We start from the raw sequence: 15,883 nt of genomic DNA on the forward strand, positions 1-15,883 counted from the left end.
TATCGCGTTAATTACCTTCTGCCAAATGCGCAGCTATGCCAATTTTGATTTCACTGAACGAATAATCTCGCCCTAAATGATCACGCAGATCGTTAAGTTTAATCGATTTAAGTTCATTAATTGCGGTTAACAGTGTATTCAATTTTTTTGATGACATAAATAATTTTGGATCCAGCTCTTGTTTAGCCACAAAATGAGCAATGTGGGCTTCTATTGTTCCTAAAGTCATTTTACGTAATAGCGCAATTTCGTTAGGGGTTTTGCCATCCTTTATTAATCGAAAAGTGATCTCCTTTGTATCTTCTTTAATCACTTTTGGATTTTTTTGTTTTTTAGCTGCTTTTGTTTTAGCGCCAAGCTCTTCGTTATTTGGCAATCGATATGCCTTTTGAATTTGCTCAGCTCTTTTTGCCTCGTTGTATAAGCCTGTTAGGGTTTCTTTTGTTAATTCTTCACCATTTAAACTCGCCATTAACATCGCTTTAGCCTTCCGCACTTTCTTAAATTGCTCATAAGACATCGCTTCCATTTCTACCAATTCTATCAGGTATTCTTTGGTTTGCTTTTCTGCCTTGACGACTTCGATTAACTCAAATATAGAATCGCTGAGTTTTACAATTTGAGGATTAAAATAATTTTCGGCTGCAATGATTCTTTCTAAACGCAAGACTAAATTTTCGGGTGTATTTACGTGCGATAAACGTTCGATTTGCTTAAGGAACTTGTCTGCATCAGCTTTTAGAGAAATCAATTCTTGTTGCAGTTTCAGAGCCCAGGGCAAATGTTTTTGTTTTGTAGATCGCTTAGCATCTTTGGTATAGCTAAACACATGTTCGAAAACATAGTTGTCTAGCGTCTTAAAATCGAAACTTTGTAGTAGGTAATTCCTTAAAAAAGTGTCACTTTCTCTGGTTATTTGTAAGGAAAGGTTTTCTTGTTGGTCTTTTGTTCTTGCAAAGTGACTCACATTTGGATCTTGCCTAATCGTTCTTCCAGAAAGTTGAGAGGTTAACACTAATCCTTCTAGCGAGCGCAAGCGTGAAAGGGCTACATAAATTTGTCCGGGAGCAAAGGCATCTCCCAAATCAACAATGGCTTTATCGAAGGTTAAACCCTGACTTTTATGCACCGTAATGGCCCAAGCCAATTTTAAAGGAAATTGCGTAAAGGTGCCGATGAGTTCTTCCTCAATTTCGTTACTTACTTTATTGGTAGTATAGCGAATGTTTTTCCAGGTGTATTTTTCGATAAGAATGGTTTCGTTAGATCCATTGGCTTTTACTTTTATTACTTCATCGCTCAGCGAGACCACAGTGGCAATTTTTCCATTAAAAAAACGCTGTTCGCCGGTGGGGTCGTTTTTCATAAACATCACCTGTGCTCCCACTTTTAATTCGAGTGTGTGTTCTGCGGGATAAGCAGATTCGGGAAACTCCATTTCAATCGTTGCTCGATAATAATAGCTTTTTCCGTTTAGCTCATTTAGGGAACTTTTATTTAGCGCATCTGCTTTTTGATTGTGTGTGGTTAGCGTGATGTAATTATCGCTTAAGTTAGGTTTAAAATTTTCGCGATAATAATTTTGCAGTAAAGCAATATCTTCAGGCGTAACTTGATTATTTCTTAAATTATTTAACAAGTTAATAAATACTTCATCGGCTTGACGATAGATTTTTTCGAGCTCGATATAAACTGGAGGTTCTTTCTCCAAGGCTAAGGCGTCGAAGAAATAAATGCTTTTATAAAACGTACTTAATAAATTCCATTCATTCGGTTTCACAACGGGAGGAAGTTGATGTAAATCTCCTATAAATAAAACCTGTACACCCCCAAAACTTGATGCATTGTTTTTCCGAATGTAGCGTAACACCATGTCGATCGCATCGAGCAAATCGGCCCTTAGCATACTTACTTCATCAATGATAAGCAATTCTAGATCTAATAAAATGCGCCGCTTTGTCGCATTCATATTTAAATGCCTGATGATTGATTTCGGGGTATTAAAATGTTGATCAGCTGTTGCAAATTCTGCTGTTGGATTTCGAGGCAAATACGTGCCAAAGGGCAGTTGAAAAAGCGAGTGAATGGTTACGCCTGCGGCATTGATGGCTGCTATACCCGTTGGCGCCACAATTACCGCTTTTTTGTGTGTTGCAGCAATTAAATTTCGCAGAAATGTAGTTTTGCCCGTGCCCGCTTTTCCAGTTAGGAAAATATGACGAGAAGTTAAATTTATAAACTTTGCCGCAAGTTTTGCAGGCTGTTGGTCTTCAGATTCGTTTAACATTTTAAGTATACATCACAGGTTGGTGAAGATACATTTTTTGAGGCTAAACGCCTATTTTTGATCAAAAATATAGTTTTAGTGAAGGAGAATTAATGGAGATGTAGTTTTTTGTAATTTAAAGACAAATAACTTTAAAATTTACGGCCATGTGGTTGCCCGATTATAATCTGCTTCGGTAAAGGTGTAGGGTCTAAGCCTTGGCTGAAAGGTTTTAGAAAATGAAACGGCTAATTGGCTTTCATCTTGGCCAGGAGAATGATACGAATAAATCAAGAACCAAATTGAGCACTTTAGATACAATGTAACAAATGTTAAAGTTTGTTATCAAGTGTTAAATATTCACAACTAAATTTTTAGTATTAAAAGTTTAGTTATATATTTAGCCATCAAACAAACCTATATGAAGAAACTAAGCTTAGCGTTATTTTTATGCTTTTGCTGTACCTATCTATCTGCTCAAAGCCTTTTTCAAGTGAAAGGTATCGTTGCCGATTCTACAGCCAATTTAAAACTCAAAAACGCCACCATCAGCATTCTCAATGCTAAAGATTCTACCCTTTATAAATTCACCAGAGCTACGGTAAATGGCGAATTTAACATTCAGCCTATGCGGTCAGGAAATTTTATCCTATTGCTTACCTATCCTGATTATGCCGACTATGTGTACCAGTTTAAGCTAGACGAGGTTAATCCAAGTTTTAACTTTGGAACCATTAACATGCGAACTAAAGCGACCTTATTAAATGAGGTAATTATAAAAGGACAAGCCGCTGCTATAAAAATTAAGGGGGATACTACCGAATTTAATGCTGGAAGTTATACGATACAACCCAACGACAAGGTGGAGGATCTTTTGAAGAAAATGCCGGGCATTCAAATCGATAAAGACGGAAAGATAACCGCTCAAGGCAAAACAGTTGAAAAGGTTTTAGTGGATGGGGAAGAATTTTTTGGAGACGATCCCACCCTGGTAACAAAAAATTTGCGAGCAGACATGATAGACAAAGTACAGCTTTTCGAAAAAAGTAGTGATCAAGCTGCTTTTACGGGGGTGGATGACGGTAAAAAGACGCAAACTATTAATTTAAAATTAAAAGAGGATAAAAAGAGTGGTTATTTCGGCAAAGTTGATGTTGGAGCTGGCACAGATGAATTCTACCAAGCGCAGGTAATGTTTAATAAATTTAAAGCGAAACAAAAATTTTCTTTGTATGGTACTGCGGGAAATAATGGAAAAACAGGATTGAATTGGGATGATGCCAGCAAGTATGGAGGTAGTGGGGGTAATATGGAAATTTTTGATGGTGGTATTTATTTTTCTGGCAGTGGCGATGATATCGATGGGTTTGAAGGTCAATATTATGGAGAAGGGATTCCGATAGCCCGTAATGGGGGGGCGCATTACGACACCAAATGGAACGCTGATAAAGAAACCATCAATACGAACTACAAATTAGGCTCATTGGGCATTAAGGCAAATAAAAATGTGATTAGCCAAAACAACCTACCTACTGGGATTTTTAATAACACAAGCGAAGAAATGTCGGATAAATACCTATTCCGCCAAAAATTAGATGCTACGTATACCATTAAGTTAGACACCTCATCGAACTTAAAAGTAATGGTTGATGGTACATTAAAAAATTCGGATAACGTAACCGATTATAACGCAATAAGCTTGCGTGGCGACAATTCATTGCTCAATACCAGTAAAAGATCTGTTGATAATCATAGTAAGGACCAATTGTTTAACATTTCAGCATTTTATACCAGAAAACTCAAAAAGCCAGGTCGAAATTTCTCGATCAATCTGAGTGAGAAATTGAGCGACAAAAATAGCGATGGCTATCTAAAATCTAAAAATGACTTTTATGACCCTTCAAGCGTGCTAACAAGTAGTGAAATTATCGATCAATATAAAACGAACGATACTAAAACTAGCTCATTTAACTCAAACTTTACATTTAATGAACCCCTCAGCAAATTATTAACTCTAGTGGTAAATTATGGTTTTAGTTTAAGTAGTAGTCGCTCGGATCGAAAATCTTTTAATGCTTCAACTCCGGGAAACTATACGATTTTAGATCCTGAATACAGCAATGATTTTGAGGCTACACAATATACAAATCAGGGTGGGGCAATGTTTAACTATAAAAAACTTAAAACCGTGTGGAGTTTCGGCACAAAAATAAATGCTGTACGTTTTAATCAATACGAAGCGCGCTCAAATCAGCGTTATAATAGAAGCTTCCTAAACTGGATTCCACAGATAAACTATCAATATAAATTTTCCAATCAACGCTCATTGCGATTTGGCTATTATGGCTATACTAACCAACCATCGGTTGATCAGTTGCAACCTGTAAAAGTAAATACAGACCCTTTGAACATCCCACTCGGGAACCCCGATCTGAAACCTTCATACAGTAGCAATATTAGTTTGAGCTATAATTCGTATAAGATGCTCAGCAATGAGTCTATTTATATAGGTACTAACTTTGGGTTTACAAATAATCAAATCGTGAACAATACAACTACAGACCTATCAGGGAAATCAATTAGACAATCGATTAACCTTAAAGAGAAAACACCTTTAAACTTTAATGTATATAGCGGAGTTAGCAGAAAAGTTAAAGCATTAGGAGTGGACGTAGGACTGAACCTAAATGCAAGCGGAAGTACAAATTACAGCTACATTAATAGTGAACTGAATAAAACAACAAGTAGTAGATTCGGCCCACAATTTAGAGTAAGTAGATATAAGGATAAATTTGAGTTAAGTCTTAATTTTGGCCCGAGCTACAATGGACAGGAAGCATCGCTGCAAAAAGACAGAAGTAACAAGGGATGGGGAAAATCAGGATATGGAAATTTCAAAATTATACTTCCTAAAAAAGTGACCATTCAAGCCGATGCCCAATACACGTACACACCAGCTTCTGCTTCATTTAATACCAGTTTTGAGCAGGCGATTGTTAATGCATCGATAACAAAAAGTTTCCTTAAGAAGGAAGAGTTGAAAGCAATGATCAAAGTAAATGATTTACTAAACCAAAACAGTGGCTTTAGCAGGTATGCTAGTGCAAATATGATCACTCAAACCAGTTACAATAACATTAACAGATATTTTATGTTCTCACTCATTTGGGACTTTAACAAAATGGGTGGCGCACCCACTAAAAACTAAAAATATGAAGATCAAAAATATAATCACTTTAGCCTTGGCATCCATAATCTGCCAATTTAGTTATGCACAAAATATCCATTTTACAACTCAAGGAACAATAACTTTTGAGAAAAAGGTAAATATGTATGCTTTAATTACTGAACAGATTAAAAAATATCCAGATGATACTTTCGGCCCTAAAGTATTCGAAGACTATAAAAAGAATAATCCTCAATTTAAAACACTAAAAAGCACATTAACTTTTGATAAAGATCAAACTTTATTTACTCCAATTCCAGAAACAGTAATGCAATCTGGATGGTTTAATTTTCCTATGGCGCAACAGAATAACACTATTTATACACAAACAACGAATAGAACAGCTATTGCACAGAAAAAAATATATGAAGAAACCTATTTATTAAAAGATAGTACGCGAAAAATTAACTGGAAAATTACAGATGAGATTCGTACTATAGCCGGCTTTGATTGCCGTAGAGCAAATGCATTAATTATGGATTCGATTTATGTAGTGGCATTTTATACCGATAAAATTCCAGTTTCTGGCGGACCAGAATCTTTTAGTGGCTTGCCAGGCATGATATTAGGGGTTGCCCTTCCATACGAACACGTTACCTGGTTTGCAACTTCAGTAGTTGATCAACCTATTGCCGCTAATAAGTTAATTGCACCCATAAAAGGAAAAGTAGCTGATCAAAAAAAGTTGATGGATATCTTAAAGGAAGCACTTAAAGATTGGGGGCAAAGTACCCAAGAAATGTTGAAAGTGTTTACGCTTTAGTTCACCAACAACTTATACCCTTTACCATGAACATTGAGGATCTCTACTTTGGGATCCTCTCTTAAATATTTCCTAAGTTTACTCAAAAACACATCCATGCTACGGCCGTTAAAATAATTATCGTCGTGCCAGATGCTTAACAAGGCCTCTTCTCTGGTAAGCACAGTATTCTTCTTAATACAAAGCAATTGTAAAAGTTCGGCTTCTTTGGTCGACAGCTTTTGTTGCTGTCCGTTAAAATGAATCAGTTGCGTAGTATAATCAAAGGCGTACTTTCCAATCTCAAACTGAGTTTGTAACGGTTCTATAGCGGTGTTATCTTTCGAAACGCGTTTCAATAAAGCATTTATTCTTAACAGCAACTCTTCTATTCTAAAGGGTTTGGTAATATAATCATCACCCCCTAGATCATACGCCGAGGCTTTATCTTCCATCATCGCCTTCGCCGTTGCAAAAATAATGGGCACATGCTCATTGGTCTTTCTTATCTCTTTCCCTAGGGTGAAGCCGTCTTTCTTGGGCATCATTACATCCAAGATACATAGATCAAAACTATGTTTATTAAACGCTTTTAATCCTTCTTCACCATCGGCGCACAGTATCACTTCAAACTTGCCTTTTAATTGCAAGTAGTCTTGTAATAACAATCCGAGATTAGGATCATCTTCAACCAATAAGATCTTCTTCATAATTTTAATTGCTGTGTTTAAATGGTAGTGTGATTTCGAAGGTGGTGCCTTTTTCCCTTTCGCTATTTACCTTAATGGCTCCTCCCATTTTGGTTACAATATCCTGAACATAATTCAATCCTAAGCCAAAACCTTTAACATCGTGTAAATTGCCGGTTGGCACTCTATAAAACTGGTCAAATATTCGTTTGGTATGATCTCTGGACATGCCAATACCTTCGTCGGTTATGGTTAAAAAAAGCTGCTTAACGGTATTCCTAGTGCTAATGGTGATTCTAGGTGCATTGTTGCTGTATTTATTGGCATTGTCTATCAAGTTATAAATTACATTCGAAAGATGCAGTTCATCCCCCATAATCACTGCCGGTTTGGCGGCCAAATTCAACGTTACGATTGCCTCTTTCTTTTTCAACTGCAAATCCATACTATCCACTACAGCGCTCACTAGATCATTTAGATCAACAGGATTGAGGTCGAGTTTCAAGTCTTTTTTTTCAAGTCTTGCAACACTTAATACACGTTCAATATGATTACCTAATCGCACATTCTCATCATAAATAATACCGGCAAGCCTTTTTATTCTACTTTTATCTTCAGTTACTTCTGGGTCTTTTAAGGCCTCGCTCGCTATCATAATCGTTGCCACTGGAGTTTTAAACTCATGGGTCATGTTGTTGATGAAGTCTGTTTTCATTTCAGACAGTTTTTTCTGCTTGATGATGGCTAAAATTGTATAGGTAAAAATAAAAATTAGCACCAATAAAAGTCCAGCAGACGAGGCCATCGTGGCAAATAGATTTTCTAAAAGAGCAGAATTTTTATTTGGGAAACTAATGTATAACATGCCTGGGTCGCGAATTAAATCGTTGCTAAACAGGCTATGTTCGTAGGCATTATCCGCCAATGGCAATGCATCGGTATGGGATACATTTTGGTAAATGATCGTATTTTTCTCACGAACCGGGGTAATCCAATACGCATAACTAAGTGTAATGTCTTTGTTAAGCAGTTCTTTTTTGATGAGGGTATCTAAAAATTCTTTTGACGGAATTCGTTGTTTTAAGGGAATATTTGGATCGTCCATTTCAGATGCGACATCCTTTACCAGATTTAAACTTTCTTCGCCGTAAAGATTGAGGGTGTCTGCATAAAGCTGATTTAATTCCATCTGATACTTGCGTTCCGCTTTTGCATCCTCGATTTTAAATTTGGCGATTAGATCAGGGTCTTTTGATGGAAAGCCTACAAATGTTGGAAAAAAATCTTCAGGACTAAATGCAAAATATCTTATTGTATCTGGTAAGTTCCCAATTTCTAAATTTATTTTAAGTCGAGGAATATGTACGATAACATTTAATTTAACTCGGTTGCCATTGATGTCTCTGATATCCTGTATCTCCCCTAGCTCTTTCTGCTTACCTTTGGCATACATTCGATACTGTTCCTCAGTGATCATGAAAGGCTTATAAAATGTGGCTTTTATTGCGCTATCTTGAAAAACCAAGTATTCATACGCCTGCTTCTCTTGCTTAAATTTTCTTTGATTTTCATTTTCCTTAAATTTAAGTTTAAAGGCAACGATGGCATCCATCTGTCTTTTTAGTCCTTTTTCTTTCTTTTTTTGTATTTCATCGCCCCTTTTATTGATGTGAACAAAGGCATTTTTCTTTTGCACTTTATTTACTACAGCACTTAATGCAGCATTTACGTTTTGATCAAAAAGTTCGGATTTTAATTTATACGATTCCTTAATGTAATACAATTGCATTACAAAAACGCCTAGCAAAGCTAGTGTCATGAGGGCGGTTATGATCCAAAGACTTCCTTTTTTCATTCTTTCTGCATCGTAGGCTATTCAAAAATAGTTGATTAATAAAGAAACGCCTTTGTTTTAACACTTTTTAACACAGCAGCTGGCATTAAAATCGCGAAATCTACATAAAAAAATGCCGCTCCTCCTCAGAAACGGCATTGCCTAAATTGTTTTCTTAAAAAAGATCTTAGAATGGAAGGTCATCTTCCTCACCTGCTGTAGCATTAAGATCTACTGGTGGTGCATATTGTGGAGCTGCAGTTGCGGCAGCCGTATTGGTTAAGGTTGTTAAACGCCAAACCACTAAACTGTTAAAATAAGAAGTTACCCCTTCTTTATTGGTCCACGGTCTGCCACGCAGATTAAAAGAAACCTCTACTTCATCACCTTGTTTTAATGAGTCGAACAAAGCTGTTTTATCTTGCAAGGCTTCGAACCTAATGTACTCTGGATAGGTTGGGTTTTCTGCGTACTCTATAATCAAATCACGTTTTTTGAACGTTTCACTTACTTGTTGTAATGCCCCAACTTCGTGCACTTTTCCTTTAATTTCCATATCAATGCTAATAATTTCGTCTTCACTCAAATCTCCAAATTTTTATTGATATCTCAGAAGAAAAATGAATCAAGTTTTCCACAGTTTTTTTAGTATTTAGTACATTGTAAGTAGTATCCTGATTGGACGCATACCGATCTGCCAGTCTAAGCACTTCGTCTTACTACTAAATACTAAGTACTAAAACCCTATCTTTGCCCTACTATGATGCAAGTTTTCGAAACGAAAAGCAAGGTTATTATTACCTGCAATAAAAGGCTCTCGCCTTATTTACAAGATGAAGTGGTTGCTTTAGGCTATGAGATTGAGCGCTCTTTTCCGACCGGTGTTGAGTTAAACATTACGCTTACCGAGTGCATAAAATTAAACCTAAATTTGCGTTGCGCGAGCCAGATTTTGTATTGCATCAATAGCTTTAAAGCCAACACGCCCGACGAGCTTTACACGGCTTTGGTGGCTATAGAATGGGAAGAATTAATCGACTTTGCAGGTTATTTTTCAGTTACGTCGAACGTTGATAATCCTACCATCACCACCCCTCTTTTTGCCAATTTAAAGGTAAAAGATGCCATTGTAGATCGTTTTAGAGAAAAGAAAAATATCCGTCCAAATTCGGGTTCAGACGCCAATAAAACCGTGATCCATTTATATTGGAAAGACGACGAAGCGGATGTATTTATCGACACCAGTGGCGAAACCTTAGCTAAACACGGGTATCGTAAAATTCCCGGAAAAGCACCAATGTTAGAAGCTTTGGCCGCTAGCGTAGTGTTGGCCAGTGCCTGGGATCAAAAGTCTCCCTTTATTAATCCGATGTGTGGTTCGGGTACTTTAGCCATCGAAGCGGCTTTAATCGCCACAAACCGCCGACCTGGCCTGTTCAGAATGAACTATGGTTTTATGCACATTTTGGGTTATAATGAAGAAGTTTTTTTTGCGGAGCGAAGGCTATTGAAGGATCAAGTGATCAAAAATACAGCCCTCCAAATTATTGCAACCGATATTTCTGAAGATGCGATTGAAGTAAGTCGCCGCAATGCAAAAACGGCCGGTGTAGATACCTTAATTACCTTCGAAATATGCGATTTTGAAGATACTGATGTTCCAGAAGGCGGGAAAGGCGTTGTTGTTTTTAATCCCGAATATGGAGAACGTTTGGGGGTACACAGTAAACTGGAGCTAACCTATAAGCGCATTGGCGATTTCATGAAAAAGAAATGCAAAGGTTACTTTGGTTATATCTTTACAGGAAATCCCGATTTGGCAAAAAAAATCGGCTTAAAGGCCGATAAAAAAATAGAATTCTATAATGGTAAGTTAGACTGTCGCATGCTCGAATATGAGCTATACGATGGCAGTAGAAGGCCTGAAGAAGAGCGCCCTAAGCCATCTCAAGGCTAATTAACTAATTATTTAAAACCTTCTACCCCCTTTTTTCGTTAATAGGGCAAGATCATAGATTTTGCTTTATTTTATGAAAGAGAAATTAAAATTAGAGATGAAGGCGGTGGCCGGCAATATCCGTAAGGTCCGTGAGTATAGAAATTATACGCAAGACTATTTAGCCGCCAAATTAGAGATATCACAAAACGCTTATAGCAAAATTGAATTGGGCTATAGTAAAATTACATTAGACAGGCTTTTCCATATTGCCATTATTTTAGAAGTCGAAGTCATGGAACTTCTTCAATTTGATGCAGAAAAATACAATCGTCGCAGGTAAGTTTTCTATATTTGCGAATGCATCATTCTATTCAGCAAACCATCAACTTTGTTAAATTAACGCTAGCCAATGCCGAAGCTGGGCACGATTGGTTCCACATCGAAAGGGTGTTTAAAACCGCTTTAACCATCAATAGCATCGAAAAAGGTGATGAATTCGTGGTTTCATTTGCTGCTTTGCTGCACGATATCGCCGATCCAAAATTTAATGATGGTGATGAAGAAATTGGGCCAAACAAAGCGGAAGCTTTTTTAAATTCTATTAAAGTTGAGCGTGCTATTATCGACCATGTAAAACTGATTATCCAAAACATGTCGTTTAAAAATAGTTTTGATTCGGGCGGCTTTACTTCAAAAGAAATGCAAATTGTACAAGATGCCGATCGCTTAGATGCCATTGGCGCAATTGGTATTGCAAGAGCGTTCACCTATGGTGGATATAAAAATCGAGTTTTGTACGATCATGCTATAGCGCCCGTTTTAAATCATTCAAAAGAAAGCTATAAAAACACTACTGCCCCTACCATTAATCATTTTTACGAAAAATTATTGCTTCTAAAGGATACCATGAATACAGCAACAGGAAAGGCCATTGCTTTGGAGCGTCATCAGTTTATGCTTAATTATTTGGAACAGTTTTATGGGGAGTGGGAAGGTAAAAGATAAGCCAATGCACTTCCCATTCCAATACCATTTCCAATAACAGTATTAGTAGTTTGGCTATCAGCAAATAATGAAGTTGAATTTGCCATTAGTAAAACGGCAAGTAAAAGCAGTTTATTTAAAATCTTCATAAGTGGGTGTATTTAGTGAAGGTAATCATTTCCTACATCATTTTATAGCTCCAGGCTATATTTTATTTACTAATATTTTTAGTTTTAATTACTATTTTGTTAGTAAATTTTTTCCTATGTTTGATAGAATTCGTGAAAAGCTAAACCTATTAGCTGATGCTGCCAAATACGATGTGTCTTGCTCTTCGAGCGGAAGTGACAGAAAAAACACGAATAAAGGTGTTGGTAACGGGCATAGTTCTGGCATTTGCCATACCTATACTGAAGACGGCCGATGCGTTTCGCTATTGAAAATTTTATTAACCAACCATTGCATTTTCGACTGCGCATATTGCGTTTCGAGAAAAAGTAACGATATAGAACGCGCGGCATTTACGGTTGATGAGGTGGTTGCCCTAACCATGAATTTCTACCGCAGAAATTATATCGAAGGCTTATTTCTAAGTTCTGGCATTTTTAAGAATGCCGATTTTACGATGGAACGTTTATTAAGAGTGGTTAAAAAATTGCGTTTGGAGGAAAATTATAATGGTTACATCCATTTAAAAACCATTCCAGGCGCGAGTGAAGACTTGATTCGCGAGGCAGGTTTATATGCCGATCGGATGAGCATTAACCTCGAAATGCCAACTGAAGTTGGGTTAAAATTATTAGCTCCCGAGAAAAGTCACGCAGACGTGATTAAACCTTTAGATTTCGTAAACAAGCAAATTATCCAATTTAAAGACGAGAAAAAGCTGATTAAGCAGGTTCCAAAGTTTGTACCAGCCGGACAAAGCACCCAAATGGTAATTGGCGCCACACCCGAAACGGATAAAGATATTATGTATACTGCCGATGCTTATTACAAAAATTTTGCGCTGCGGAGGGTATATTATTCGGGCTATATACCTATAAGTAACGATACACGAATGCCAGTTTTAGGCACAAAACCTCCTTTATTGCGCGAAAATAGACTTTATCAAACCGATTGGCTAATGCGTTTTTATGGCTTTAACATAAGGGAGATTTTAAATGATGAAAATCCCCATCTCGAAACGGATATCGATCCAAAACTGAGTTGGGCACTAAAGAATTTACAGCACTTTCCGGTCGACATTAACACCGCAGCCTATCGGATGATCATGCGCATTCCTGGAATTGGCATTCAATCGGCCAATAAAATTATCCAAGCAAGAAAATTTGGGAAGTTAAGAATAGATCAGCTCAAAAAAATAGGTGTAGCTTATAATCGCGCTAAACATTTTATTAAATGCATCGACTCTCCTTTTCAGTTAAAGGATTTTCAAGCCCATCAAATTAAGGGATTTATCCTTTCAGAAAGTGAGAGTAAATATTTAAAAACAGCAGATAATCAGCTATTACTGTTTTAAATTTGAAAATGTGCCGATTTGAGAATTTGGAAATTAATTTTTCATGCACGTATGATAAATGAACTAATGAAAATATACCTATTCGACGGTTCCTTAGAAGGCTTACTTACTGCAGTATTCGAATGGTTTGAAAGAAAACCCGGAGACACTAAATTAATGCTAAACTCCACTCATCAGCCCGATGCCTTTTCTACTGAGTTAACAATTTATACAAATCGCGAAAAAGCAGACCGAGTATGGAAAGGCTTGCAGAAAAGGCTCGATAAAGCCTCTTTAAGAAAATTATATTGCAGCTATTTATCAGAAATTCCCGAAGCTTATAATCACATCTTCCATTTTATAGCCTACATCTTTAATCAGCCGCCCCAAGCAGAAAAAAACTACAGTAACGAGCACGTGCTTGCCATCTCGAAATATGCGAAAAGCGTTGAACGCGAAAAACACCGAATGGAAGCTTTTATCCGTTTCAAAGAAACCAAAGATGGTATTTTCTATTGTGGAATCGATCCCGATTTTAATGTACTGCCTTTAATTGTAAAGCACTTTAAAGATAGATATGCCGACCAGCATTGGCTGGTTTATGACATCAAACGAAAATACGGATTATACTATAATTTAAAAACTGTTGAAGAAGTTAATATGGATTTCAGCGATTTCGCTAAAAACAATCCCTCTTTAGTAATGGCCCCTAAAGAAAAATTGTACTCCGTCTTATGGAGAGATTATTTTAAAAGCACCAATATCGTTTCAAGAAAAAACACCAAACTGCATGTTAAACATGTACCAAAAAGGTACTGGAAATATTTAACCGAAAAAGAATTTAGTTAGATATTATCCTCAAATAGTCAAAATTAGAAAATACACTAAAATTTCCCTTTAACATTTTCTTAACCTAGAATCCGTAAATTAGCTTCATGAAACTAAGTGTACTTGTTTTAATCACAGCCCTTGCCGTGGGCCTTTCTATCGGCTTAGTTAATTTTCATTTTCAGGGTAGTTGGTATTATTTACTAATTTCATTCGGGGTCTCTTTTGTTACTAGTTTCTTGGTATTTTATTATTTATTAGAAAAATATATTTACACTAAAATTAAACTGATTTATAAGTTAATTCACAACCTTAAGCTTGGAAAAGATTTAAAAGAAGCGCTGGGCGAATATAAAAGCTCGGACCCTATAGGTGATGTAGAACAGGAAGTGAAAGAGTGGGCGGGCGCAAAAAAAAGAGAAATAGATTTGCTAAAAAAGCAAGAGCAGTTCCGTAAAGAGTTCTTGTCAAATGTTTCACATGAATTTAAAACCCCCCTTTTTGCCATTCAAGGTTACATCGAGACCTTACAAGATTGCTTAACAGACGATCCAGAAATGGCGATGAAATTTTTAAAAAAGGCCGAAAATAATGTAGAGCGGTTGAGTTACCTCATCAACGATTTAGATTCCATTTCTAAATTGGAAACGGGCGAGATGCCTATCAATTACGAAAAGTTTGATTTTGTACCCCTCGCCAGAGAAGTAATGGACGGTTTGGAAGATAGTGCAAATAGTCACCATATCAAATTATCATTTAAAGAAAAATATGCTACCCCAACACTGGTAAATGCCGACCGAGAAAAAGTGAGACAAATCTTAATCAACCTCCTTCAAAACTCCATCAAATATGGGAATGATAACGGCTCTACGGCGATTAAAATTTTCGAACTTCACGATCAGTACCTAATTGAGGTAACTGATGATGGCATCGGCATAGAAGAAAAACACCTTACTCGATTATTCGAACGTTTTTACCGCATCGACTCGCATCGTTCGCGAAAAGAAGGTGGAACAGGATTGGGCTTAGCTATTGTAAAGCACATTCTAGAAGCCCATCAACAAACCATTTCCGTTCGAAGTACACCAAATATTGGGACAACATTTGCGTTTACGTTGGAGAAGGGGTAAAAGGAGCTAACAAATCAAGTTTCGAAATTCATGTGTTTGTTAACATTAACTTAACATTGCGGTTGTAGCTTTGCAGCATATATTATTTAAATCAACATGAACAGTATTTTTAGCTTCTTTACTCCGAAAGATAAAAAATTTCAACCCTTGTTTGAACAAGCAGGAAGCAATGTTTTAAAAATTGCAGAGGCCTTATTAGTGGTAGTAACCACGAACGACATGGAAAAAAGGAAAGAAGCCATTAAAGAAGTTGAACGACTAGAACACGTTGGAGATGATATTACACATACCATCTTTATCGAATTAAGTAAGAATTTTATCACGCCATTTGATCGCGAAGATATCCATACCCTCGCCAGCGCAATCGACGATATTGCCGATTATATCCATGCTACTGCAGGTAACATCGAATTGTATCAGGTAACCAACATTGGCGATGCCATGATTAAACTCGCCGAACTGTTAGTTGAAATGTGCGGAGACCTTGAAAAGGCAATCAAAGAGTTAAGAAGCTTCAAAAACATCCGTGTAATTGCCGATGCCTGTGTAAGAATTAATAGTGCCGAGAACCAGGCCGATTATGTATGTAATCTTGCTATCGCACGTTTATTTGAATTCGAAACTAATGCTATAGAATTAATTAAGCAAAAAGAAGTTTTACAAACGATGGAGATTGCAACCGATAAATGTGAGGATGCAGCAAACGTATTGGAATCTATTTTGGTTAAAAACGCATAAGCTAAA

At 36.8% G+C, this 15,883-nt stretch carries 14 protein-coding genes; 9 read left to right on the forward strand and 5 right to left on the reverse strand.

All coding sequences use genetic code 11. From position 1 onward, the window contains the following. Nucleotides 1-7 precede the first annotated feature (7 nt). Nucleotides 8-2,287, reverse strand: coding sequence for a helix-turn-helix domain-containing protein (locus WG904_RS03810; RefSeq protein ID WP_339577959.1), 2,280 nt, complete (start codon nucleotides 2,285-2,287; stop codon nucleotides 8-10). A 400-nt stretch (nucleotides 2,288-2,687) separates the two neighbouring features. Between WG904_RS03810 and WG904_RS03815 the strand changes: the two genes are divergently transcribed. Together WG904_RS03815 and WG904_RS03820 are read left to right on the forward strand one after the other, a co-directional pair. Beyond that, complete coding sequence (locus tag WG904_RS03815) at nucleotides 2,688-5,474, forward strand: outer membrane beta-barrel family protein (RefSeq protein WP_339577960.1); 2,787 nt, start codon at nucleotides 2,688-2,690, stop codon at nucleotides 5,472-5,474. Between the two features lie 4 nt (nucleotides 5,475-5,478). Next, entirely contained in the window at nucleotides 5,479-6,255 is a 777-nt protein-coding gene (locus WG904_RS03820) for a GLPGLI family protein (protein WP_339577961.1), read from the forward strand. On the opposite strand, the gene WG904_RS03825 is transcribed toward WG904_RS03820, so the two are convergent. From WG904_RS03825 to WG904_RS03835, 3 genes are all read right to left on the reverse strand, one after another. Next, complete coding sequence (locus WG904_RS03825) at nucleotides 6,252-6,944, reverse strand: response regulator transcription factor (protein WP_339577962.1); 693 nt, start codon at nucleotides 6,942-6,944, stop codon at nucleotides 6,252-6,254. The genes WG904_RS03820 and WG904_RS03825 overlap by 4 nt on opposite strands. 4 nt (nucleotides 6,945-6,948) lie before the next feature. Continuing rightward, nucleotides 6,949-8,778: a sensor histidine kinase gene (locus WG904_RS03830; RefSeq protein WP_339577963.1), complete on the reverse strand. Its 1,830-nt coding sequence runs from the start codon at nucleotides 8,776-8,778 to the stop codon at nucleotides 6,949-6,951. Nucleotides 8,779-8,944: 166 nt separating this feature from the next. Continuing rightward, nucleotides 8,945-9,313, reverse strand: coding sequence for a DUF3127 domain-containing protein (locus WG904_RS03835; protein WP_339578610.1), 369 nt, complete (start codon nucleotides 9,311-9,313; stop codon nucleotides 8,945-8,947). Between the two features lie 207 nt (nucleotides 9,314-9,520). Here WG904_RS03835 and WG904_RS03840 point away from each other — a divergent pair, with 207 nt between their 5' ends. The 3 genes from WG904_RS03840 (at nucleotide 9,521) to WG904_RS03850 (ending at nucleotide 11,701) form a co-directional block, all read left to right on the forward strand. Next, nucleotides 9,521-10,714, forward strand: coding sequence for a THUMP domain-containing class I SAM-dependent RNA methyltransferase (locus WG904_RS03840; protein ID WP_339578611.1), 1,194 nt, complete (start codon nucleotides 9,521-9,523; stop codon nucleotides 10,712-10,714). 73 nt (nucleotides 10,715-10,787) lie between these two features. Further along, nucleotides 10,788-11,036, forward strand: coding sequence for a helix-turn-helix domain-containing protein (locus WG904_RS03845; RefSeq protein WP_339577964.1), 249 nt, complete (start codon nucleotides 10,788-10,790; stop codon nucleotides 11,034-11,036). A 17-nt stretch (nucleotides 11,037-11,053) separates the two neighbouring features. After that, a complete protein-coding gene (locus WG904_RS03850) occupies nucleotides 11,054-11,701 on the forward strand; it encodes an HD domain-containing protein (protein WP_339577965.1) in 648 nt (215 codons plus the stop codon). Here WG904_RS03850 and WG904_RS03855 read toward each other — a convergent pair. Continuing rightward, nucleotides 11,674-11,829, reverse strand: a complete 156-nt coding sequence (locus WG904_RS03855; protein ID WP_339577966.1) for a hypothetical protein — start codon at nucleotides 11,827-11,829, stop codon at nucleotides 11,674-11,676. The genes WG904_RS03850 and WG904_RS03855 overlap by 28 nt on opposite strands. A 116-nt stretch (nucleotides 11,830-11,945) precedes the next feature. Between WG904_RS03855 and WG904_RS03860 the strand changes: the two genes are divergently transcribed. The 4 genes from WG904_RS03860 (at nucleotide 11,946) to WG904_RS03875 (ending at nucleotide 15,877) form a co-directional block, all read left to right on the forward strand. After that, complete coding sequence (locus WG904_RS03860; protein ID WP_339577967.1) at nucleotides 11,946-13,202, forward strand: putative DNA modification/repair radical SAM protein; 1,257 nt, start codon at nucleotides 11,946-11,948, stop codon at nucleotides 13,200-13,202. Between the two features lie 51 nt (nucleotides 13,203-13,253). Next, on the forward strand, nucleotides 13,254-14,030 hold the full coding sequence (locus tag WG904_RS03865) for a TIGR03915 family putative DNA repair protein (RefSeq protein WP_339577968.1): 777 nt from the start codon (nucleotides 13,254-13,256) through the stop codon (nucleotides 14,028-14,030). Between the two features lie 86 nt (nucleotides 14,031-14,116). Continuing rightward, the gene (locus tag WG904_RS03870; protein WP_339577969.1) at nucleotides 14,117-15,139 is read left to right on the forward strand and encodes a sensor histidine kinase; all 1,023 of its coding nucleotides are present in this window, start codon (nucleotides 14,117-14,119) and stop codon (nucleotides 15,137-15,139) included. Nucleotides 15,140-15,235: 96 nt separating this feature from the next. Beyond that, the gene (locus WG904_RS03875; protein ID WP_339577970.1) at nucleotides 15,236-15,877 is read left to right on the forward strand and encodes a DUF47 domain-containing protein; all 642 of its coding nucleotides are present in this window, start codon (nucleotides 15,236-15,238) and stop codon (nucleotides 15,875-15,877) included. Nucleotides 15,878-15,883 lie beyond the last annotated feature (6 nt).

It is taken from the genome of Pedobacter anseongensis, from assembly GCF_037482965.1.
In the GTDB taxonomy this organism is placed as follows: domain Bacteria; phylum Bacteroidota; class Bacteroidia; order Sphingobacteriales; family Sphingobacteriaceae; genus Pedobacter; species Pedobacter anseongensis.